Raw genomic sequence first — 23,120 nt, 5'->3', positions numbered from 1 at the left:
GTCCTGCTCCTGCGCCCGTCGCTGATCTCCCTGCTTCTGTTGCTGGAGCTGCTGTTGCTTGTCTTGCTCCTGCGCCCGTTGCTCTTCTTCCTGCTTCTGCTGCTGCTGAAGCTGCTTTCGCTTACCCCGCTCCTGAACCTGTTGCTGTTCTTCCTGCTTCTGCTGCTGATGAAGCTGCTTTTGCTTACCCCGCTCCTGCGCCTGTTGCTGTTGCGACGTCTGCGGGCCGGGAGTAGTCATTTCCGGCTTTGAAGGTGCTGAGGGCTGACCGGGCTGATTAGTCTTTGCCGGAGTGACTCGCTCCGGTCTTACGGATTGCCCTGGCTTTCCGCCGGTTTTGATCTTCTTTTGCTTAAGTTTTATTTCCGATTTTGGTTTGCTCACTTCTTTGGCCGGCACGATATAGTTCGTGCTTTGGGGCGCTTCGATACGGGCCTCGCTGTTGACCTTTCCTGCCTTGATACCCTTAACTTGTTGACGAACCACAGTAGCGTTTTCTTTCTTTCCCTTCTGAATAATGGTTTTGTTTTTCTCGATTCGGTTAATCACCGTATTGTGGGGCTTTTCCTTTACCGCTATGTTTGTGAAGTTATGCCGCTGTTTATTCGTGGTGTAATTGTTGATCACGGTATTATTGACGACCGGTGCCGCTTTATAGTTGTTGATAATCGTGGTGGAGTTCATATTGCTTACCCGGACATTCCTGTAATTATTCACACGGTAGAAGTTATCCCGAGGAACAATGATGGCACGGCTTGCATAGGCATAGCTTCCAATATTGATATTGATCCGGGCGGTGTTATTGGTTACGACCACCTCATGGGGTCCTCCCCAGCGGCGATGGCTGTAGTACGTCTCGCGCGGCGCCAATGGCACCCATCCCACATAGGTGTCATGGTGAATCCATGAAACCCTTCCAGGAGACCAAAAGAAACCGATGTTCAGAAGGGAAAGGCCTGCGCGCACACGCACTACCGGCGGTGCCCAGTACCAGGAATTCCGCGTGTAGATCCAATTGCCGTAATGGTGAGTAACGTAACCGAAAGGTTCCGCAGGGATCCATACCTGGTCCCCATTCCAGTCGGTCCAGCGCCCGGCGGAAAAGGGCGACCATCCCACCGCTACGGTGGTAGGACGCCAGAACCAGTGCGATGTACCCTCATAAGGGACGCTTTCCCATCTTCCGTTCTCTTCCAGGGCATACGACTCGTCCCTGAGGCTGCGTGGAAGATATTCTACCGAACGACCCCTTATCCGGGCTTTTGACATCCATAAGTTTTCACGGGTATTGTTCCATCTATTCCAGTCGGGATCAACAGTGCCGTCGCCGGATGATACCTGACGCTCATCGGCAAGAATGGACGGGGAGCCGGCATCCACATCGTACTGAGCATCAGTTGCCGTGTGGACGAAACTTACCGTCCCCTTCACCGCAACCACTTCTGCCGAGTTCTCACCCACGTAAAAGTCGAAGACCGTTCCGGGGTAAGCCAGAACGTACCCGAAGGGACTGGTGGCTTTGATAACTGTTTCGGAACCTTTGTTATAGAAACGGGCCATGCCCGTAGCCACATCCATTTCGGAAAGATCTGAGTCGAGGGCGATGATCTGAATCTGTGTATTGTTCCCGACTCTCATCCATGTCCCGTTGGGGACAAACATCTCCGCCATCCCCTCGTTTCCTGAAAAAAGTGTATCCTCTGTTCCGAAGGGTGCGTCTTTGACCATTGCCACCCAGTCATTATCCTCAGGAATATATCGTAGAAGATCCCCTTCGATATAGTATACGCGGCCTACCGTGATGACAGGCGCATTTGCAGCTAATACTTGCGGAACCATCATCAGCGCTGTAAGCAGCAAACACCCTACTAAACCCATCCATATCTTCAGCTTCTTCATTGTTTTTCTCCTTTATTCGTTCCTTGCCTGTTTTTAACCGATTGATTGATTCTTTTGATTATAGTTGCAAATGGCTTGCCAACAACCAGAGATATCGCAATTCTTTATTCATCCTTTAATAACAGCTCGTTAGCTTAATAATAGAGTATAACCCAAAAGTATTAACTGATCCGTGTGACCTCAGTATGTGGTGGAGCCTCAGTATATTGAGGGATACTGATGAGACCCAAGCTTCAGAAACAAAGTGCACTGAAGTTTGTTAGTCGAATTATCCAATCCCGATATGTCGGGATTGGGAACTATCCCAGGAGCGCAGCGATGTACGATAATGAGCACATCTTTGTATGGCGAAGCACTGGGGTAAAACGAACGAAGTGGGACGCGTCTCATAAATCGCGAGTGGCACATCGAGATCAGCGGAGTTGCCGAATCTATAAATGCCTGCTAGTTCGATTGATCCTGAATAAACTAATTTGATTATTTGTCGTACGATGACTTGTTTTTTCATTTATCATAATTAACCTAATTATAAGACTTCCGCGTCATTTCAAAAAGGTTATGTGAAATATGGTTAAGACAAAAAAAGCGAAAGGTCTTCTGTTCGCTAAAAAATCAATTGCTCAAATTCGTCGGCCAGTCGTTTGGCTCTGGGGTTTTAATCCTCTGCGAAGAATTCCGAATCCCGAAATGATTTCTTTTTCCAATCTGATGCCAAATGCCGGATTGAACTTAAATGTCATGAGTTTTAATATTCGGCGCGGAACGGCGAAAGACGGCAAAAATCACTGGAGATTTCGTCGTAACAGGGTATGCGAACTTTTGAATCATTATCGTCCCGATGTTCTGGGCCTGCAGGAAGCGTTGAACTTTCAAATATCAGAGATCCGCACCATGCTTCCCGGATATGAGAAGGTTGATATTGGAAATTTAGGCGGCAGCAAAGTATTGCACAATGCCATTTTTTTTAATGCATCACGCTTTCTCCTCTCTGAGCATGGCACCTTCTGGTTTTCAGATACACCCGCTATCCCGGGATCAAAAGGATGGGGAAACATCATGCCGCGAACATGTACCTGGGCGCGCCTGATTGAAAAAAAATCCCGGCAGGCTTTTTATTTTTATAATGTCCACCTGGATCATATTTCTCAGCGTTCGCGAAAAAACAGCGTCGTTTTTTTGACCCAGTTTATTCATAAGCGGACTTCTTCGGATCCTTTTGTACTGACGGGGGATTTTAATGCCAGAGAAAAGAGTGCGCCCATAAAATATTTAAAAGGTAAAATTCCTTTAAAAATCAGAAAAAAAGGATTTATCTCCAATCCCGAACCATTAATGGACACCTTTCGGGTAAGGTATCCAAATGATCGACATGTCGCTACTTTTCACGGGTATCGCAGATTATTTTTCCGGTTCAAACTTGACTATATTTTTGTCCCTTCTTCTGTCCGGGTACAAGACGCGATAATTATTCATCCAAAATGGAATAAATATTACCCTTCTGACCATTTCCCGCTGTTTACTAATATTGATTTGTCTGTAATCTCAGCTTCCGTAAACTCCAGCGCTTTTGGAAATGCTACCGAAGTTCAAACTTACAAATAATTGAATTTGAAAGCAGATTTTTTATCCGGTTCTTATTCAAAAAACCCGTGTCTCACCAAATTTCATCACGAGGAAGGAATCATCCGCTATGAACGCCTCTTTCATGGCTTTTTTCAAATAGAGAGGCGGTTCAGCCAGCGGATCATCGGCTATATAAAAGGTCCCCCAATGCATGGCAATGGATTGCTCCGCCTGCAGATCCTTGTGGGCGGACACGGCATCCGCGGGATCCATATGTATGGTCTTCATAAACCAGCGAGGCCGATATGACCCGATGGGCAAGAGCGCCAGGCGCATCGGACCCATCTTTTCTCTGATTTCCTTGAAATGAACTGAGTATCCCGTATCACCGGCAAAGAGTATCTTCCCATGTTTCGTTTCCAGTATCCACCCTGTCCAAAGCGTTTTATTGCCGTCACGGACAGTTCGCCTGGAGAAATGCTGGCTCGGTACAGATACGATACGGATACCTTTGAATATCACTTTATCCCACCAATCCATTTCCACATATTTTGTAATCTTCTGTTCGAGGAACCACTTTCCCAGATTCAGAGGAATAAAATATTTCGGTTTGTTGCCCAACTTTTTAACCGTGTATAAATCGAGATGATCATAGTGACTGTGACTTATGAGAACGGCATGAATCGTCGGCAGACGATCAAAGGGTATCCCCGGAGAACTGTTCCTCTTGAAACCAAAGCCGCGAACAGGTGATAATTTTTTGCTAAAAACGGGATCCGTTAAGATATTGATCCCCTCAACCTGGATTAAAAAAGTTGACTGGCCTATCCAGGTAATCTGTATTTTAGCGGGATCGGGATGATCGATACGTTGATAATCAGGTGCGACAATATCCGGCACATAGGGTAGTATCGGAACAGGAGTAATGGCCGGCTCTTCATCAGGTATAATCCCCAACTTCCAACGCAGAAAATTCGCCAATCCATGCTCCGGCTTATCATAAATATTACGAAAACCATTTTTCGTATGATGCGCCGGCTGCTGTTTTACTTGCGGCGCTCCCTGATCAACAACAGTGCTGACGGTCGTAGAACAACCGCCAACTAAAAGTGCCGCAAGAAATATAATAAAGATACTAAACTGTTTAATTCTTCTCATTTGGTATTACAGCCAACGGGAAAATAAGTGTGCAACCGCTTCCTTGATTTTTTGCGATAAAGGTCTTTTCCCCCACTTATCCTTTTGGATCTGATCGGATTGGGCAAGGTCATCAGCAAACATGCGCTCCATTTCCACCGCAAACTCACGGCTCAGGACAACTGCGTTCACCTCGTCATCACTCAGAAGGCTCAGGGAGTCCAGATTGGTGGAGCCGACTGTTGACCAGACGCCGTCAATGACCGCGGTTTTCGCGTGCAATACGGCGTTGCGGCGCTCATATATCTTCACGCCAGATTCCAGAAGCTCGGAATAATTATGCCGCGCCGCGTCTATGATAAATTGAAAATCGGTGCTGGAAGGAAGAATTATTTTTACATCAACACCGCGCACGGCCGCATCCGTAAAAGCTTTTAGAATTTGTTTATCAGGGACAAAATAGGCATTCGTCAGATGAATAGAGCGCTCCGCAAACGTAATAGCCGCCACATACACAATAAATGTAATCCTGTTGTCGGAGCCGGGAGTACTGCCGACGACTCGCACCAGGGCATTGCCCATTTCTTTTAAATCAGGGTAATAGTGGGGTTCGGAAAGCTTCGGTCCATCCTGCTTGGACCATGTATCCATAAAAAGCTTTTGGAACTCAGTCACCGCGGGTCCTTCAATTTGAACATCTGTGTCACGCCAGGGCAAGGAATCTCCTTTTACTTTTTTCCTTCCGGATGGCCTACCCGAATAAACATTACTGATGTTGACGCCTCCGCTAATGGCGACTTTACCGTCAACGATCAGAATCTTGCGGTGATCCGGATTTACCATGAGCCATTTCAGGTGGCCTTTCAGCGGCTTTACAGGATTGAATTCGACCACCTGAATTCCTCCCTCCCGCAAGCGTTTGAAAAATGATTCGGACGTTGTAATGCTTCCCATGCTGTCATAAATGATGTTGACTTGAACCCCTTGGGCCTGTTTTTGCAGCAGCAGATTTGTAAATTTTTTCCCGATCTCATCATCTTCGAGAATGAAGGTTTCCAGGTTGATATGGTCTTTGGCGCCGCGTATAGCTTCAAACATCGCGGCATAGGTCGCCGGACCGTCAATAAGCAGAGTGACCTTGTTCCCTTTGGTCAGCGGGCTTTCGGTAACCGATTCTATCACGGCCGTGTAACGCTCCAATACGTCCGTCGGGTTGACCGATTGCTTCAACCGTTCCATGATAGCTTTACTTTTTTCTTGAGATAACAGTCCTTTGGCCGAAACGATTTGGCGAGGTTCCCGGGCAGTCGGAGTCGCGTCAATTTTTTTAGAGACATTCGGCAAGGTTGCACATCCATTGATGAGGTTCATAATGGATATTAGCAAAAAGAAAAAAAAGAAAGGTTTGGCAATTTTCATATGTTTATCAAAATAATTCTCCTGCGCCATAACTATCCACCGAATCTCTTTATCAGTCACATTTTTTAATGGTTGAACAATATTCCTTTAGTTTTTCTCGAAAATATTTTTCTGATTTTATAGTCTCTCCATTAGAGAATCTGATCATATACGGTTTACCTGTAAAATAGGATTTGGAAGCGCATAGGCTTATAAAATCATCGGCGGTCTGGACCCTGCCACCGGCGTTTTTAAGTTTCAGTCGTAAATGCGCAGCGGCTGCCTTTCCATCATTATACTCTGAGCCGTTTCTGATAAATTTTGCTCCTTTTAAATTCTCTATGGAGGACAATAAAAATTCGATTTTCTTTTTTTCTATATCATCCTGGGCTATTACCGCCCCGGAAAATAGCGCCAGGATTACAAATGCTGCGACCAATATTTTTTTCATGTTTTCCTCTACTTCTTTTTCTTGATTTCTATTTCTACTTCTTTCGCCCCCTTAAAATAGAACTTTTTTTCATCGGGAGCAAGTGCGTGGAGCAATCGCAGAAACTCTCCTGCGTGAACGCGTTCTTCATCAGCTATGTCTTTGAGTACTTCCACGGCAAGCGTATTGTCGGTTGACTCGGCAAGCTGCATATACAACTGAATCGCTTCGTACTCTGCTGCCACCATGAAACGAATTGCTCTGATGAGTTCCTCATTTGTGAGCATCCTGTCGTTTGCTAACCCTGAAAAGGGCGATCCGAACTCTGGCATGTTTATTCTCCTTTATTACATCCTTTTGGGTTCGTGTCCTATTGCAATCAACCCCTCACAATGAGCACGTGAATACTTTTATCATTATGGATAACACCATAGGATACACTACCAAGGACTGTGGCTGATAAGGCGCTTCTTCCATGGGAACCCATAACAATAAGATCGGCCTTGGATCTCTTGGCCTCCTTCACAATCTCCTCCACCGGATGCCCCTTCTTAATAGAAATTGAAGATGCGACACCGTTTTTATCGCACAGTTTTTTTATTTCTCCGGCAAATCCTTCGGCAGCCTCTTTCAGATAATCATCAATAGGCTCTATTGTGTGCCGTGGAGTTTCCGATGCGGAGACTGTGTTAGCTATTAGTGACCTCTGATCAATAACGCTCAGGATAATAATTGAAGCTTTCAATTGTTTGGCAAGATCAACCGCGTACACAACTGCTTTTTTAGCTGTTTTTGATCCATCTGATGGCACAAGAATTTTTGAAATCATACAATCTCCTTTCCAACTTGTTTTTATTGCAAATATCGTCTTAGTGAAAACAATTATCTTATGGTTTACGGGTACAGTCTCTGCATCTTAAGTATCATTGCCGGGCTCAACTTCTTTAAAAGCTCTGCATTGTATGAACCGGTTGGCATTGTTTTTATAGTTGGATCATTAGTTGGATTCCATTTAGTAGTAAGAGCCCCCGTCTCGACTATCTGAGCTGTTGCGATGGCATATTTACGCGATGCTGCCGCCGGCGTTCCGTCCTGGACTGCCGGATCAACGTCGGTGGTAACGATTGAAATTGAATAGTCGCTGTTGAGGTAAATTTCAAAAGTCCGGAACTGCTGAGGGAAATCCCTCAGCGATGGAGTTTCAATCTGCCAGAAACCTTTTTCCGGAGCGTTGACCGGATCAGCGGAGATAAATGCTTTAACGGTACTCAAATGACGATGCCCCGAGAGCCACGCGATAATATTCGGATGGTTTTGAAGTTCCGCAATCAGATCCGGCAGAGTCACGGCATTTTGCGGATTGACCCACCAACCCATTTCGGAATTAGGCGCCGTCACTTCGACGTTTATCGGAATATGCGCGGCGATAATCATTAATTGACCAGCGGCATCACCGTCAGCCAGTTCTTTTTTCAGCCAAGCCCAGCGTGCCTGATCCAGAAAGCCATGCCCGTGAATGTCGGCTGAGCCGTCATCTTCTTTTTGGGTATCGTCGAGAACGATAACCTTGATCGGAATGTTCGACTTAGGCATAAAGCTGTAACAGGCAAAGCCATTGTTGGCATCGGTCAAGTTGAAACCGTGACCGGCCGGAATGGAAGACGTATTAAAAAATTCTTTCATCCACTCCGTCCTTAAAAGTGAACGGCGATCAGGATCGGCTGCAACCTTCGGAGCGCTGCTGAAATTTCCAACAGGTCCTGCCTTGATAATGTCACCGTAAGGAGTCGAGCCGTCGAATACGCCCATGTAGTAATCACGGTTATTAATTATTGCCGGGTTAGCGAGTATATCTCCCGTCGCGAACACTTCGTCGCTGGTGAAGGATTGCCGAAGGTCTTTTCTAAGACTATAGTCGACAGGGATTGAACCCATCCAAAAATGATCGTGGTTGCCAAGCGTCTGATACCAGGGAATCGTCTTATCCAGTCCTGCCGCCTGATAAGGTTTCTGATAATCGATGGTGTTGGCTCCGAGATGGGCTCCGGAACTGGGCGTTATGATCTTGCCGTCCAGAACATCGATATACCAGCGAAGTTCATTGTACTGAGTGGTGTTGCAGGTATCACCCAGAGAGAGGCCGAAGTCAAACGGATTTGCTTTGTTGTCTTTGTTGTGCAGGGCATTGACAGTCTGGACGGCTGCGTCGAGAACATGCGTTGTATACATCATAATCCCTGAATACAGAGATCCTCCAACCGGCAATTTGGGATGCAGGCGTTGAAGATAGATCAACTGGTTGGGAGATTCTTTGTCGGTGATATGGATATCGGATATGGTAAAGAAATTCAAAAGTTTTGTTTTTTTAGTGACGGCTGAATCGCTATATGCAGCCGGCATGACATCGAGTCGCTTGTCGTAGGGAAGACCCGAGCCATAAGTCCAGTTTCCATAGCCGTATTGACTGTATTTGGAAATTTCCCAAAGATTAATCGCTGTCGAAGGTGTCGAACTGGGAGCGATCGTTCTCTGCACCGTCGTTTGAACATCGGAGGCAATCGAGTATCCTTCGGGCTGAATTTGATTTCTGACGATAGATTTTGAACATCCCGATAAAGAGAAAATCAGCATGCCCGTTAAAAAGACAAACCAGAACTTTTCGTATTCATAAAATGATTTCATAAAACCCCTCCTCCGGTTTTGATTATTAAACTAAATTATCATCCTCTCCTAAAACAAAAAAAGCAAGGCATGGAGATATTCTATTTCTCATGACTTTTCCTCTTTCTACTCAGCGACCGTCAGATCCGCATCATCACACAATAGCGCAAACCGAACATCTCCAAACAAATTGTAAATTAGGCTGAAGGGTCCTACGAAATCCAATCACCGTTGCCACAGGATTTGCGAGGTTGCCAGTAAAACCGCAACGCCGGAGGGGGTGACGTTCGGTTTTACTGGCACCATTACCGAGGCGAACTGGAATTACCCGGCTTCAAATCAGGCCATACGCGGTGGCATGTCACGATGAATAGCTGTATCAAAACATGCCACTTGCGTAAGGTCAGAGAACCGATAATTGAATGCCTCGGTGCTGTTTATTTTTTCAATTTCGTAAATTTTGAACCTTCTATCGTGGCACCGGCCATAAGCCCTTTCTGACTAAAGACAAACCCGACAATGGGCTGCTTAATATTTAAAGTGTTTATAGAACCGTCGGCACCGACATTGGCCACGGTTACCTTGGCATCAACACCCGCTTTCCAGTTTTTACTGTTACGGAATTTCTTTAATACCTTATCGCTCATGAACACAAGAATGATGTCCTTCTCCTGAGCTCCGATCTGATAGCCGAAAGACCCGGAAATAATGTTGTAATAACTGACCGTTTTACCTCCTATCCTTAAGGCTCCTTCACCATACTCGGCTCCGACTACAAGTCCACCCTGTATGACTTTAGGGACGATAAGAACTCCCTTGGCGGCATTAAGAAACTCCTGCGCACCCTTGACTTCATTGACAAACCGGTCGAGGGACGCATTTACTCTGGCATCGATCTCATTGGCCGTAGCCGCGTAAGAGGAAACCGAAAAGATTCCTATAATCGCGACGACGCACGTAATGAAAATAATTTTAATTCTTGCATGTTTCATTTTATTTCCCCTTTTGTTGTATTTCGTTAATAAATCACGGTTATAAACCCCAAAGCAAACTGCGGGGCATTATACCCTCCGCTTCGTCCCGACAGTGTCGGGATTCAACTTACCAATTCCGCTGTGCTTCGCTTTCTAAATTGGAGTTTCACAAATAAATTATTTAGTCTCTTAAGCAACCCCATCAGCGATCTGGAACAACTACTATCGTGTCACCACCGGTATTACCCTTACGACCCTGATCTCCCTTGGCACCTTCGGCACCCGTGGCTCCGGTCGAACCGGTTTCGCCTTTTTCCGTCACTCCCTGTGCTCCTTGTACTCCCTGTGCACCTTGTGCTCCTGGTGCTCCTGCAGGTCCGGGAGGTGTGACCACAACGGTATCAGGGGCTTCCACTGTCGTCGGTCGTTCACAAGCGCTAAATGCCAGCACCGACAGTGCCAATACAATTACAAATAAATATCTCATGATGATCCTCCTCTATGTTGAACAAATACTGAGCGCGTTATTGCGCGCAGTTGACTCTATATTTCGTCTGTTTTGTCGTGAAAAGTACCCGCTGAAAATAGTCATTCTTATTAGTGCAACTCTCTATATCCGGCATAAAACTTTTCATAACGACCCCTCTTTTTATGGACATATCCTTTACCTGTAAAAAACCGAACACGTGGTTATATGATACGCCGCTCTCTCACTACCTCCCAAAAACCTTTTTGACCTGCCCCATCTTTTCATGAACTTCGTCGGACATCTTTTCACCGGCGTCTTCGGCTTCCTTCTTCAACTCCTTTGCTTTATCCCTGACTTCCACAAAAATCTCTTTTGCTTTCGTGCTGGCATCGGCATAAATTTCCTGTCCATCCTTTATAATCTTGTTCCCTTTCTTCTTGATATCCGATCTCAGCTCTTTTCCTGATTTTGGTGCAAAGAGAATGCCTGCCAATGCGCCCAATGCGCCTCCAATTAATAATCCCTTGAAAAAATTAACTTTTGTTCCCTCTTGCTCTTCCATATTAAATTCTCCTTTTTACGTTGATTTTCTTATTTTCTTCCAGCGGAGATGAGTCCAATAACCTGCGGAGAGCAATCTCTCCTAACTCTCCTTGCCACTGAGATGCTAATTTCCCAGTATGGAATAAGAGAAGATTTGCAAGCCAATCATCGGACAACTCCGAGAATGCCAACTTTCATAGGACTCCTTAAGAGGGTTCCTCACCCTCCCGGAATACCTTGAAGCGCTGCGCGCTAAACTTATCTCAGATCCGCCCCATCAGTAACAGAATGAGCAGAATCAGAAGAATCAATCCAACTCCACCACTGGGATAGTATCCCCAGTTCTTACTATGAGGCCAGGTGGGTAGTGCGCCGACAAGAATGAGTACCAAAATTACAATCAGTATTGTGCCCATATTTTTCCTCCTTTACTGTTATTTAACCCTCTTGTTTCGTAGTTATAAGGTTACCTTCGTATAAGATCCGTAAGCCACTCATCGGATCAATCCGAGAATGCCAATGACAATGAGATAGATGGCAACGATATAATTTAATAGTTTCGGGAAAATAAAAATCAATATTCCCGCAATTAGAGAAACCACCGGCTGTGGCGATATAGCGATTTGCATGGCACTTGTCTCCTTTCTCGGCTTTACCTGAGCCGATATTTTCCTGATGCATTGCGACACCGGAGTTACGGCTTAACTCTTCGGCCATCATGCTTCAAAAACCTGGCATTTCACTTCCGGCCGATTTCAATTTTCTCTTTGCTGCCGCTACTGGTGACTGCGAGCATGATGCCAACACCGATTGTGATCACAACGCCGATCAATGTCCATGTCGTACCGATGCTGGCCAGAATACCCATTTTCCATAACGCGGCAAGAAGACCACCAATCAAAATGATATAACCAATAAGATAAATACCTGTCCATTTCATGACAAACCCCTTCTTGAACATCTGTGACAACTCCATGCGCTTCCCATAGAGGACATTAATTCGCATGACAAAAATGTTCGTACACATCTAATAGCAAGTAGCCTGCCAACACCCCGAAGAGAATTATAAGTTCTGTTTCATGCTTTAATAACAGTTGGTTAGATTAACAGAAGGGAACAGCCCACCAAGCATGAATGATTCATTTGGCCTCAGTATTTGGCGGAGCCTCAGCATGTTGAGGGATACTAGTGAAAGGGCAACATTGGTTTTATGCCCGGAGATAACTGTGCAAACCGGGAAGATAATTCACGCCAAGATAGGTGAACAGAACACAGGCAAACCCTATGAGGGCAAGGATTGCCATGCGCTTTCCCCGCCAGCCCCGGACATGCCGCGAATGCAGCATAATCGCGTAGATAATCCAGGTGATCAGCGACCATGTCTCTTTGGGGTCCCAGCTCCAGTAAGAACCCCAGGCGTAATGCGCCCAGATGGACCCCGTCATGATTCCGATGGTGAGAAAAACAAAACCGAGAACGATGCTCTGATAAATTAATCCATCCAGCGTTGCCAAGGCGGGTAGTTTTTCTAAAAATCCTGCTGGTTTTTCTTCATTACCTTTCCCCATGCTTTTCAGCAGATAGATTAAACCGCAGCCAAAGGCAATGGCAAATGCGGCATATCCCATAAAACAGGTTACGACATGGGTGGTCAGCCAATTGCTTTGCAAAGCCGGAATGAGGGGCTCGATACGACTATTGATGCCCGGCGCGATGGAGGCATAGGCCAGAGCCAGAAATGCCATCGGTACGACAAAGACGCCGATAATCCTGCTTTTAATTTGCCATTCCATAATCAGATAAATCAGAATGATGGCCCAGGAAAAAAAGACCATGGATTCGTAAAGGTTGGCCAGAGGCACATGTCCAATGCCCAGGCTGTAAGAGGTTCTCCATCTGAGAAGCAGACCAATCGTTTGCGCGGCAAATCCCGCACAGACTAAAAAAGAGGCGGCGCGTCCCCAGAATTCTTTTCCGGAAATCAACCGAAGCAGATAGAAGACGAAGGAAGCAAAATAGATAAAAGTCACCCAGCTTAAAATCATCGTGTGGTTCATGCTTCCAACTCCTCGCTGATTTGCCCGCGCAAACAATCTATTTTGTTTTGTATCTGCTGGTTATTCCGGTTGCTCCTGCCGGAAATGCTGATGCTGATTTGCGCTCCTTCTTGCTCTATCAGCACCCAAAACTGTTGGTACGACATAAAAAAGACGATTATTAAACCTGTGATCATGAGCACTCCTCCCAGCACAACAAGGGGAACACCGGGATCACGGACGATGTGCAAACCGGTGTAATAAGTCTGTTCGACCCGGTCAATGGAAAAAACAAAGGGTGCAAAAAGACCGGGATTGAACATCGGCGCTTCCGTCAAGAGATTTGGTTTCAAGGCTAAAAGTTTGTCAAGTTGGTAAAAAACCCAGAACTGGATATCCTTTTTCGGGGAAATAATTCTCAACTTTACGGCTTGCCCCCACTGCATCATGTTTTCTTCAACACGCATGACAAAGCCCCTGGCTTTGCCCTCCGGCAAATCAAAAGTATCTCCAGCGACGAGCGCCATGGAGCCGCTCTTCTTACCGGCAACCGTGTATGTGAGTATTGCCTTGCTTTCCGGCGCGACACCGTAGCTGGACTGGTAAAAACGGAACTTGTCGAAGGTTAAGGGATGATTGACCAGCAGTGATCCCTGTTTTTCAACGTTTCCGTTTTTGATGAAGCTTAAATCCGAGCGATATGTTTTCGGAGTGCCGTCTTCGTAAAATTCGACGATAAATTTATCGCAGCGGACTGAAAAACCCAGATCGTGTATTCCATTGCCTTTCGTCAGACTGGCAAGATTGATCGTTTCACCTTCTTTAATATTGATATCGGCTTCCATGCCAAAGATGGAGCCGATAATCGCTCCCGCCATCATCACTAAAATGCTCAAGTGAATAATGTAAACACCAAAGAGAGAGAAACGCCCCCTTTCAGCATAAAAAATGGATCCTTTTTCCGTCTCAGCTTCTTTGCCGGATCGATATTGTTTTTTCAGGCTTGATTTTACGATCAGTTTTATTTTGCTGATTGCTTTATCTTCCGTAATAATCTGGACCCGTGGAAGATTCTCGAAGATACCGGCCGGTTCCGGTAAAGGCGGAACTTTGTATTGCTTCCATAATCCGGGGAAACGATTTATCGAACAGATTATCAAGTTAAGCGATAGAAGTGTCATCAGGAAATAGAATAGCAAAGAATGATAAAGATTGAAGAAACGAAAGAAGAGAATAATTTGAACTGCTCCCGGCGAAAGCCGTCTGGCAAATGTTTGAACAACGTCATACGTCGGCAAGAAGGTGGCGGCAATGAAGACAAGGACAATTAACACGAGAAGCGTAATTGTCAGTTTCACAGAAGAAAAAAATGACCACAGGGAATTATTATTCAGCAATAACTTAACATGCTCCTTGTACCCGTCAATCTTTCATGTCACATCTATCCACCTACTTGCGAGGTTCTGTCCACTGCTTGTTGTTTTGCTTATGGCGGAATTCGGATAAGTACCGGTAAATTTCTACCCTTGCCCGGTTGATGCCACCGATCGGTCGATGATCAATCAAGGAATGCGCCGGAGAGAACGACAAATCTTCAGCCAGATCCTCGCGTTCCTTAGTGCGGAACGCTTGGGGAGGAATACGAAGGGTGGCCACTTTAATAAAGGGGGATTCCTTTTCGCTCCATTCCACACCGGCATCCTCAACCGGCATCCGGCCGGTGCCTTTTTGAATTTGAATCATAAAATCAAAGCTTGCCTCATGCGCAATCAGGTGTTTTTCCATATTTTCAGTGAGATAATGATCGCTCAGTTTTTGCGGCAGGGAGCTTTTTATGCGCGAAGTGGGAACGAGTGAGTATTTTACGATACGATCCGCACCGTATAAATAAGGAGTTGTACTCCAATAGCGGATATCCAACGGAGAGGTTTGGTTTTGCCTCGCCTTACGTAGTTCATTGATTATATGGAAATCTCCGGTAACAACCAGGCGAGCAAGAAAGACAAGGGGCGAATATTTGATACTGTAGTACACCGCGTCATGGAACAGTTTGACCGTTCCTAAGGGCATGCTCGGATAGCTAAGTAATACAAAATCCTGCGTTTCTTTCTCATTGTTTTGAGTCTGAAACCGTTCCCCTTTGACACCAATGATTTTTATGGCAAAACCACGCAGGTCTTTGGCTTTGTCCGACTGGATCTTACCGCTTGCGCTCGAAATTCGAATCCAGGCGGGATAGGTTTGGGGAAACTTAAATATTCCCTTCTTCAGCTCTGACGGTATATTCGGTTCCACAATGAATTCAGCTTGCAGGCAGGCAAGCGTTTTAGGGTGGGCGTCACGTTTGGTAAGGCCTGTGGGATAATCCCTGGACATCTTTTCTTGTAAGATAACTCCCATATCTTTGATCAGGCGTTCTTCATCAACAGAGACATTTTCATATTTGGTTATGCCCTCTAATTTGTTATCAGAAGATTGCACGTCGTACCTCACATCGGATATATTGTTTTGTGCAAGCTCATTACCGGTCTTCAATGTGCCATGTACATTTGCTTGCATACCGGGGCCGAAAGGTTCTGCAGTGTCTTTAGTAGTGAGAACTGCGGCACATGCAAAGCCCATTAGTGCCATCGCCAGCAGTGTCCAGAACATAATCATTCTATGATTTTTCATCTCATTCACTTCAGTTCAAACTAAACGAAGCAGCTTTAGTAACTCTTCCGCTGCGAGCCCCGAGGAAGCCGGATTCTGACCGGTCACAAGGTTGCCATCCACTTGAACGTAGGGAGTCCAATCGACACCCTTGCTGTATAAGCCACCCCGTTCCTTTAGACGGTCTTCCAACAGGAAAGGTACGACTTTGCTCAAGCCCGCGGCTTCTTCTTCTGCATTCGTGAACCCGGTCACGCGCTTACCTTTAACCAGATACTCGCCATTTTTTCCGCGCACATTAACCAATGCGGCCGGCGCATGACACACCGCACCGACTGGCTTTCCGGCCTTCACGAAGGCTTCGATCAGCACAATGGATGTCTTGTTATCAGGCATATCCCACATCGGGCCATGTCCACCGGGGTAGAAGACTCCGTCGAAATCGTCCGCGGAGACGTCGGAGAGCTTTTTCGTATTGGCAAGTTCTGCCTGTGCAGCCTTGTCAGCACGGAAGCGCTTGGTTAACTCGGTCAGATTTTCGTGGAGATCGCTTTTCGGATCTAGCGGCGGCTGGCCACCCTTTGGAGAGGCCAGTGTGATTGAAGCTCCGGCATCCTTTAGCACGTAATAAGGCGCGGCGAACTCTTCCAGCCAGAAACCGGTTTTCTTTCCGGTATTACCGAGTTGATCATGAGAAGTAAGAACAATAAGAATATTCATAGCTAACGCCTTTTTCTAAGACCCTGCCATTAAAGTCCTGTGTAAAATCATAACATGACTTGTTTCATTCACTTCTTTTTCTGTCCAACGCTCCAGCTTAGCATTGAACTTGCGGTTATGCCAAAGTTCGCACGGACTTTTCCCGGTCCCATTGGCGCGTCTTTGCCGCGGTAATAAAGGCGTCTTTGTCGCTTGCCTCCACGACGCCTGCGTCTTTTCCGATATTTGCTGTTTTCAAAAGCGCAAAACCACCTTTGTCGGCAGCGATAGCCTTGAGATGACCGAAAGCATCGCGCACGAAATCGATTGCGGCGCTTTCCCTCGACAGTGCCTTTGCGCCCTCGTCGGAGAGGATGACGGCAACTGCGTCGAATAGCACGGAAGGTGTGCCGGCCAGTTGACCGTCAGCCGGAAGCAATGAGCCGTCGGCAAGCTTGGCGCCGCCCACTTTGGGCGCGACAATCTTTACGGCAGCCCCCGCATCGGTTGCGGCCTTTTTAATCTTCTTGATAGTTGCGCCTTCTGACCCATCCGCAATGAGGATGCCCACTGCGCGTCCCATGAGTGTATCTTTCATTTTACCGATAATCTGTAATGCAGGTGAAGGCTTCATTTTCTTAACGGGTGCCGCGGCATGCGGGGCGTCGGGCATTTTGTCGAAGGCAAGGCCTGCGGCGACACGGCGGGCGAAGTCTTCATCGATATGCCGCAGGTGACCGACTATCGCCTTACGAATGTGCAAATGTTCGACCTTGGAAAGCTCAAACACCAATGCCGAGGCGATGTGCGCCTGCTCATAGGATGTCTGGCTGAGATAGAACTGCCGCGCCTGGCTGTAGTGGTCGGCAAAACTCTCGGCGCGGATGCGGCCTTTCTCACCGGTTTCAGTTACCGCAGCGCTATGAAATCCCTTCGTCGACGTTTCGCGAGGTGAGTTTTCCGACAAAGTGTTGGGCTCATACGCAACACGGCCCGACGGTTGCGCCATCTGCATGTGTCCGTCGCGTTGTTGGTTTCCAAACGGACACTTGGGAGCATTGATCGGGATCTGGTGAAAATTGACCGAACCCAGACGCGAAAGCTGCGTGTCGACATAAGAAAATAAACGGCCTTGCAAAAGGGGATCATTCGAGAAATCGATGCCCGGAATGATGTTGGCTGGGCAGAATGCGACCTGCTCCGTTTCAGCAAAGAAATTGTCCGGCCAGCGATCCAACACCATGCGGCCGATCACTTTTAAGGGCACCAGTTCTTCGGGTATTAACTTTGTCGCATCCAGATGATCGAAGGGAAATTTATCTGCTTCCTCTTGCGTGAAAAGCTGAACCGCGAATTCCCACTCGGGGAAATGACCGGCGGCAATGGCGTCGAACATATCGCGGCGATGGAAGTCCTGATCAGCGCCGCAAATCTTGACAGTCTCATCCCAAATAGTGGACTGCAAGCCGAGCTTGGGACGCCAGTGGAATTTAACGAATGTTGAAACGCCTGTCTCGTTAATCAGCAGGAAACTATGCACGCCAAATCCTTCAATCATTCGTAGTGAACGCGGTATGGTGCGATCAGACATGATCCACATCACCATATGCATGGACTCAGGCGTGAGCGAAATAAAATCCCAGAAGGTATCGTGTGCGGTCGCCGATTGCGGAAAGCCGCGGTCGGGTTCCATCTTTACGGCATGGATGAGATCGGGGAATTTAATGGCATCCTGGATGAAGAAAACCGGGACGTTGTTGCCGACGATGTCCCAGTTGCCTTCCTTGGTATAAAACTTAATGGCAAACCCGCGTACGTCACGCGGGGTGTCTACCGAACCTGCACCGCCCGCTACAGTCGATATGCGGGTAAACAAGGGTGTCTTCTCACCTACGTCGGTGAGTATCCTTGCCGTGGTGTATTGCTTCAACGAGGTGGTCAGCTCGAAGAATCCATGCACACCCGTGGCTCGTGCGTGAACAATACGCTCAGGGATTCGCTCGTGATCGAAATGTGTGATTTTTTCACGAAGGACAAAATCCTCAAGAAGCGTAGGACCGTGCGGATTGGCCCGAAGTGAGTTTTGATTGTCGGAAAGCGAAACACCTTGGTTTGTGGTCAGCGCCGGGTGCTCTCCGCCCGCGATCTGGTGCAGCTCGTCGCCGTTAGCTGCTTGGGCGTCTTCGCTTAGAACCGCACCCTTCTCTTGTTTGCGTTTTCCAAAATAACTCATCTTTTTTTGTTTGCTCATAATTAATCCCCTTTGTTTGTAATGCCAACCACAGCAAGGATTGGATGGTCGTTATTATTTCTTTGCCATTTTCCAGCATTCTTCGACACATTTATGGCAGGCTTTGGCGCATTGCTGACAATGCTCCATTTTGTGTTTGGCGCACTCATCACCGCACGCCTGACAAATTTCAGCGCATAACGCGCAGATTTTCGCTGAATACGATGAGCCGCGTGACATGAGTTGAGCGGCCAAACTGCAAATATCGGCGCAATCCCGATCAAGTTCGATGCATCGCACCATCATTTTTATGTCCTGTTCATGCAGACAAGATGAAGCGCAATGTTCACACGATGTTACACATTCGTTACAGACTTCGATACAACCTTCGTATTGTGTATGTGACATAACTTTTTCTCCTTTTTTGTTTGTTGTTGATCTCTTCTATAGGGAATTGCAATTAATCTTTGCATGCCACTTTTGCGGCAATTTGAGCAACATGTTTGCCCTGGTATCTTGCCGCCTGTAGTTCATTGTCGCTGGGCATTCTTTCGCCTTTGCCTCCGGCAATGGTTGAAGCGCCATAAGGAGATGAACCGGTGATTTCATCAATGCGCATTTGCCCTTCAAAAGCATAAGGTAACCCTACGATGATCATTCCCTGATGAAGTAATGTAATATGGAAACTAAGGATGGTTGATTCCTGGCCGCCGTGCTGTGTTGCTGAACAGGCAAAGACACTTCCTACTTTACCGACAAGAAGTCCCTTGGCCCAAATCCCTCCGGTAGAATCGAGAAATTGGCGCATCTGACCGCACATATTTCCAAAACGTGTAGGTGTGCCAAATATAATTGCATCGGCAGAAACCAAATCATCCGCGGTGCAAACATTGATCTGAGAAGTTTTCTTTTGAAAGTCTGATGCGCCCATTTTCTTCAAAACGTCATCGGGCAAAGTTTCCGGCACACGATACATTTTTACTTCGGCGCCTTTGACCTGTTTTACACCCTCAGCAACTGCTTGGGCCATTTTGTATATGTGACCATACATTGAGTAATAAACGATTAGAACCTTCATATTTCTGCACTCCTTTCTTTATTCGTGAAACTCCAATTTAGTAAGTCCCAAGTTTCAGAAGCCCAGCGCACTGAAATTTATTGGACGAACTATCCCAGGAGCGAAGCGACGCGGGACTATTGTAGGAACCTCCGCAGCTTGCTTTGGGGTTTCCTACCCGTGATTTGATCTTTCATTTTGAATCAGACGACAATTACCGGGTCGATTAACAAAAAGTTCCCGAAGAATCTCTGTTTGTAAAAACAGCTCTGCACTACATACTACTTGTGCATCTTCTTTTTAAATTGTTCCGTCAATGCCGTGACAACATGGAACAAATTTGTCATGATGCCATCATTGGCTCTTATCGTCTTATCCCTGCCTCTGTAATTTTTTAAACGCGTTATCAGGGTAAAAGCAATATGGACACCCTTCCGATGTTTCATAACCATAATCTATATGTCCGCATGCCTCACAGCGCCATGCACCCGTGTCGAATATCTCTTCTTTAAAATTCTTTTCATTTTTTTCACTTACCTTGCCTTTTCTTACCGAAGAATCTCTATATTTCATTTTTGATCTCCTTTATATCCGTGATTTTAATTTTTGGCCGGCCGTGCCCGACTCATGTGCAAAGTTTTATGAGCGTCTTCTTCCCGAGGCCAGAATTTTTTGAATGCGCTGCCGGGGAAGAAGCAATACGGACACTCTTCCGGCGTTTCATTGCCATATGAATATGTCCGCATATCTTGCAGCGCCAGGCAGTTTTGCCGGACAGCTCCTTTTCAAAATCCTTCCCGCCAGTTTCACTCCGGAACGGACGGCAGCGATCTCTTCAGTAACGATAGCGCCTTCGATAGAACCATAACCCAGGCCGCCGTATTTTTTCGGCATGCCGCCGTTCATTAATCCCAGAGCGGAGGCTTTATTGATAATTTGCATCGGCATTTCATTTGCTTCATCATAAAACCATGCCAGCGGCAGTATTTCTTTCAAGGCGAATTCGCGTGCCTTTTTCTGCAATGAAAGCTGTTCCGTCGTTAATGTAAAATCTAACAGTAGTACTCATGGTAAATTCCTCCATTAACTTTGTTGAACATCTGTTTCATTTTCGAATTCTTCCTTTGACCGCTCCTTAGACTTTCTTGCGTTCATTCCTCTCGCTTGAACCTTTTGTTTCCGTCCATGTTGCCTACTGCTTGTTTGACCTTGCATTTGGTCTTGTCACTAATCTCGCGCATTGTTTTCCTTCATCGGTATAGGATACGTTTTTCTTACTACTGCCCCCAAACCTTCTTGACATGATCGACCTTTTCCTGAACCTGGCCGGTTATCTTTTCAACGGTCCCTTCATCTTCCAACTTTTGATTGTCGCTTATTTTCCCGGCGACTTCCTTGACCTTACCCTTCACTTCGTGAAACTTGCCTTCTGCATCGGCATGGAACGCACAGTGAAGCAATGATTTGTGACAATTCCATGCGCTTCTTAAGTAAGGACACTCATATTATGACCGACATCATATAGACAGTATTGCAACCAGCTTGCCAACAACTGGAAATAGTCAGAAATTTTAATTCATCTTTAATAGTATGTGGTTAGATCAATCACAGAAAATTATGGGAATTATGAAATGATTCTTTTGGCCTCAGTATTTGGCGGAGCCTCAGCATATTGAGGGATACTTTGAAGAATGGTGGATTAGATGCTGATCTCCTCAGATATAATCATGATAGGTCGGATCATACATCTTCGATTTGATAAGACCTGGCAGATCGGGAGGCTCCTGCATCGCAGTGAGTCCTCTCGCGAATGCGACCTTGGCGACTGCCAACGCTATATTGACCGACACCTCGCGAATGTTCGACAAGGAAGGATAAATCCCCCCCAGCCTAAAGTCCTCCTGAGAAACCTGTTCATCCAGAGCTTTGGCGGCTGCGGCGAACATTTCATCCGTAACGCGGGATGCCTCCGAGGAAAGAATGCCCAATCCGACGCCGGGGAAGATGTAGCTGTTATTCGCCTGACCCGGCACAAAGGTGTGACCGTCCATCACCACTGGCGCAAACGGGCTGCCGGAGGCGAAGATGGCGCGTTTATCCGTGAAGCGGTAGGCTTCTTCGGCGGTGCATTCCGATTGGGAAGTCGGGTTGGAAAGCGCAAATACTATTGGTCTTTCGTTGATCCGGGCCATCGCCTCCAACACTTGAGGGGTGAAGGTGCCCGGCCGGCCAGATGCCCCGATAATCGCCGTTGGTTTAACGGCTTCGATGACCGCAAGGAGATCCCGATGGAAAGGATAGTCCTGGGCAAAGCGGCGCTTGTGCTCAGACAGATCGGCTCGGCTGGTGACAACAAGTCCCTTGGAATCCACGAACCAGCAGCGGCGACGGGCGTCTTCAATGGAGAGACCTTCCCCGGCCATCGCGGAAATCATGAGGCTGCCGATACCGAGAGCGGCACCGCCTGCACCTAAAACCACAATCCGTTGTCCGGTAAGTTTGCCGCTGATCATACGCAGTGCTGAATGCAATCCGGCCAGCGTCATGCTGGCGGTTCCCTGAATGTCATCGTTGAACATGCAAAAGCGGTTCCGGTATCTTTCCAGCAGGCGGAAAGCATTTATGTTTCCAAAATCTTCGAACTGGATCATAGCGCGCGGAAATAGTTTACTGGTTGCCTCCATGAACTCATCGAGCAGAGCATCGTATTGATCGCCCCGCAAGCGCGCTTCCTGCAAGCCAATGTAACTCGGATCGTTCATGACTTCGTTGTTATTGGTTCCGACATCGATCATGATCGGCAGACATGTCTGCGGAGCAATGCCCGCGCAGGCCGTATAAAGCGATAATTTACCCACGGGAATTCCCATGCCATTCGCCCCGAGATCACCCAGGCCAAGAATTCTTTCACCGTCAGTGACAATGATTACACGAACATCCCGATGTGGCCAGTTTAGTAAAACCTCTTTAATATGGTTCCGATCGTACTTCGAGATGAACAGGCCATGCGGCCTGCGAAAAATCCTACTGTACTCCTGGCAGGCGAGCCCCACGGTCGGCGTATAAACGATAGGGCTGAGTTCCGCCATATTGTCGACAAGAACGCGATAGAAAAGCTTCTCGTTGCGATCCTGCAGACCGATCAGATAAAGATATTTTTCGAGGTTGCTTGTCTTGCGGCGGATATTGTTCATTACGTGTTGAGCGCGCTGGGCTTGCGAGAAGATGCGCGGTGGAAGCAATCCGTGCAACCCAAGCGCATCGCGTTCTGCCGCGGTAAAGGATGTTCCTTTATTTAGACTCGGATCGTGAAGTAGCTCAATGCCTTTTGGCAATTCTGTAATACTTGGCTCATGATTCGACATCTTTTCT

Annotated in this window: 25 protein-coding genes; 1 reads left to right on the top strand and 24 read right to left on the bottom strand. The window is 46.9% G+C overall.

Features of this window, described 5'->3' with window-relative positions; all coding sequences use genetic code 11:
• Nucleotides 1-1,899: hypothetical protein (locus CVU62_14145; GenBank protein PKN36652.1), on the bottom strand; the 1,899-nt coding region annotated here is incomplete at its 3' end.
• A gap of 567 nt (nt 1,900-2,466) precedes the next feature.
• On the opposite strand from CVU62_14145, the gene CVU62_14140 reads away from it, so the two are divergent.
• Nucleotides 2,467-3,501: a hypothetical protein gene (locus CVU62_14140; GenBank protein ID PKN36651.1), complete on the top strand. Its 1,035-nt coding sequence runs from the start codon at nt 2,467-2,469 to the stop codon at nt 3,499-3,501.
• 36 nt (nt 3,502-3,537) lie between these two features.
• Here the strand turns inward: CVU62_14140 and CVU62_14135 are convergent, their stop codons facing one another.
• The 23 genes from CVU62_14135 to CVU62_14025 all read right to left on the bottom strand — a co-directional run bounded on the left by CVU62_14135 (nt 3,538) and on the right by CVU62_14025 (nt 23,113).
• Nucleotides 3,538-4,620: an MBL fold metallo-hydrolase gene (locus tag CVU62_14135; GenBank protein ID PKN36650.1), complete on the bottom strand. Its 1,083-nt coding sequence runs from the start codon at nt 4,618-4,620 to the stop codon at nt 3,538-3,540.
• 6 nt (nt 4,621-4,626) lie between these two features.
• Nucleotides 4,627-6,018 carry a cardiolipin synthase gene (gene cls / locus CVU62_14130; GenBank protein PKN36673.1) on the bottom strand — a complete coding sequence of 464 codons (1,392 nt, stop codon included), beginning with the start codon at nt 6,016-6,018 and terminating at the stop codon, nt 4,627-4,629.
• 52 nt (nt 6,019-6,070) lie between these two features.
• Nucleotides 6,071-6,448, bottom strand: a complete 378-nt coding sequence (locus CVU62_14125; GenBank protein PKN36649.1) for a hypothetical protein — start codon at nt 6,446-6,448, stop codon at nt 6,071-6,073.
• 8 nt (nt 6,449-6,456) lie between these two features.
• Nucleotides 6,457-6,759 (bottom strand): rubrerythrin, encoded by a 303-nt coding sequence (locus CVU62_14120; protein ID PKN36648.1) that lies wholly within the window; start codon nt 6,757-6,759, stop codon nt 6,457-6,459.
• A gap of 47 nt (nt 6,760-6,806) precedes the next feature.
• Nucleotides 6,807-7,256 (bottom strand): hypothetical protein, encoded by a 450-nt coding sequence (locus CVU62_14115; protein ID PKN36647.1) that lies wholly within the window; start codon nt 7,254-7,256, stop codon nt 6,807-6,809.
• 65 nt (nt 7,257-7,321) lie between these two features.
• Nucleotides 7,322-9,109 (bottom strand): TIGR03768 family metallophosphoesterase, encoded by a 1,788-nt coding sequence (locus CVU62_14110; GenBank protein PKN36646.1) that lies wholly within the window; start codon nt 9,107-9,109, stop codon nt 7,322-7,324.
• Nucleotides 9,110-9,525: 416 nt separating this feature from the next.
• Nucleotides 9,526-10,080: a hypothetical protein gene (locus tag CVU62_14105; GenBank protein PKN36645.1), complete on the bottom strand. Its 555-nt coding sequence runs from the start codon at nt 10,078-10,080 to the stop codon at nt 9,526-9,528.
• 184 nt (nt 10,081-10,264) lie between these two features.
• Entirely contained in the window at nt 10,265-10,549 is a 285-nt protein-coding gene (locus CVU62_14100) for a hypothetical protein (protein PKN36644.1), read from the bottom strand.
• A 226-nt stretch (nt 10,550-10,775) separates the two neighbouring features.
• Nucleotides 10,776-11,093, bottom strand: coding sequence for a hypothetical protein (locus CVU62_14095; protein ID PKN36643.1), 318 nt, complete (start codon nt 11,091-11,093; stop codon nt 10,776-10,778).
• Nucleotides 11,094-11,337: 244 nt separating this feature from the next.
• Entirely contained in the window at nt 11,338-11,490 is a 153-nt protein-coding gene (locus CVU62_14090) for a DUF3309 domain-containing protein (GenBank protein ID PKN36642.1), read from the bottom strand.
• Between the two features lie 78 nt (nt 11,491-11,568).
• Nucleotides 11,569-11,703, bottom strand: coding sequence for a DUF3096 domain-containing protein (locus CVU62_14085; GenBank protein ID PKN36641.1), 135 nt, complete (start codon nt 11,701-11,703; stop codon nt 11,569-11,571).
• A 110-nt stretch (nt 11,704-11,813) separates the two neighbouring features.
• Nucleotides 11,814-12,035: a hypothetical protein gene (locus CVU62_14080; protein PKN36640.1), complete on the bottom strand. Its 222-nt coding sequence runs from the start codon at nt 12,033-12,035 to the stop codon at nt 11,814-11,816.
• Nucleotides 12,036-12,282: 247 nt separating this feature from the next.
• Nucleotides 12,283-13,131 (bottom strand): c-type cytochrome biogenesis protein CcsB, encoded by an 849-nt coding sequence (gene ccsB / locus CVU62_14075; GenBank protein ID PKN36639.1) that lies wholly within the window; start codon nt 13,129-13,131, stop codon nt 12,283-12,285.
• A complete protein-coding gene (locus CVU62_14070; protein PKN36638.1) occupies nt 13,128-14,507 on the bottom strand; it encodes a hypothetical protein in 1,380 nt (459 codons plus the stop codon). Before CVU62_14070 ends, ccsB begins: the two co-directional genes overlap by 4 nt.
• A 52-nt stretch (nt 14,508-14,559) precedes the next feature.
• A complete protein-coding gene (locus CVU62_14065; protein ID PKN36637.1) occupies nt 14,560-15,768 on the bottom strand; it encodes a hypothetical protein in 1,209 nt (402 codons plus the stop codon).
• A 30-nt stretch (nt 15,769-15,798) separates the two neighbouring features.
• Entirely contained in the window at nt 15,799-16,482 is a 684-nt protein-coding gene (locus CVU62_14060) for a type 1 glutamine amidotransferase domain-containing protein (protein ID PKN36636.1), read from the bottom strand.
• A 115-nt stretch (nt 16,483-16,597) separates the two neighbouring features.
• On the bottom strand, nt 16,598-18,694 hold the full coding sequence (locus tag CVU62_14055) for a catalase HPII (protein ID PKN36672.1): 2,097 nt from the start codon (nt 18,692-18,694) through the stop codon (nt 16,598-16,600).
• A 72-nt stretch (nt 18,695-18,766) separates the two neighbouring features.
• Nucleotides 18,767-19,099 (bottom strand): four-helix bundle copper-binding protein, encoded by a 333-nt coding sequence (locus CVU62_14050; protein ID PKN36635.1) that lies wholly within the window; start codon nt 19,097-19,099, stop codon nt 18,767-18,769.
• Nucleotides 19,100-19,151: 52 nt separating this feature from the next.
• A complete protein-coding gene (locus CVU62_14045; GenBank protein ID PKN36634.1) occupies nt 19,152-19,769 on the bottom strand; it encodes an NAD(P)H:quinone oxidoreductase in 618 nt (205 codons plus the stop codon).
• A gap of 351 nt (nt 19,770-20,120) precedes the next feature.
• On the bottom strand, nt 20,121-20,321 hold the full coding sequence (locus CVU62_14040; GenBank protein ID PKN36633.1) for a hypothetical protein: 201 nt from the start codon (nt 20,319-20,321) through the stop codon (nt 20,121-20,123).
• 147 nt (nt 20,322-20,468) lie between these two features.
• Entirely contained in the window at nt 20,469-20,807 is a 339-nt protein-coding gene (locus CVU62_14035) for a hypothetical protein (protein PKN36632.1), read from the bottom strand.
• A gap of 218 nt (nt 20,808-21,025) precedes the next feature.
• Entirely contained in the window at nt 21,026-21,208 is a 183-nt protein-coding gene (locus CVU62_14030) for a CsbD family protein (protein ID PKN36631.1), read from the bottom strand.
• 255 nt (nt 21,209-21,463) lie between these two features.
• A complete protein-coding gene (locus CVU62_14025; GenBank protein PKN36630.1) occupies nt 21,464-23,113 on the bottom strand; it encodes an NAD-dependent malic enzyme in 1,650 nt (549 codons plus the stop codon).
• Between the last annotated feature and the right edge of the window lie 7 nt (nt 23,114-23,120).

The organism is Deltaproteobacteria bacterium HGW-Deltaproteobacteria-2 (assembly GCA_002840505.1).
Lineage (GTDB): Bacteria > Desulfobacterota > Syntrophia > Syntrophales > Smithellaceae > Smithella.
Note: the sequence above shows the minus strand (reverse complement) of the source record. Positions and strands in the feature narration are given on the sequence as shown.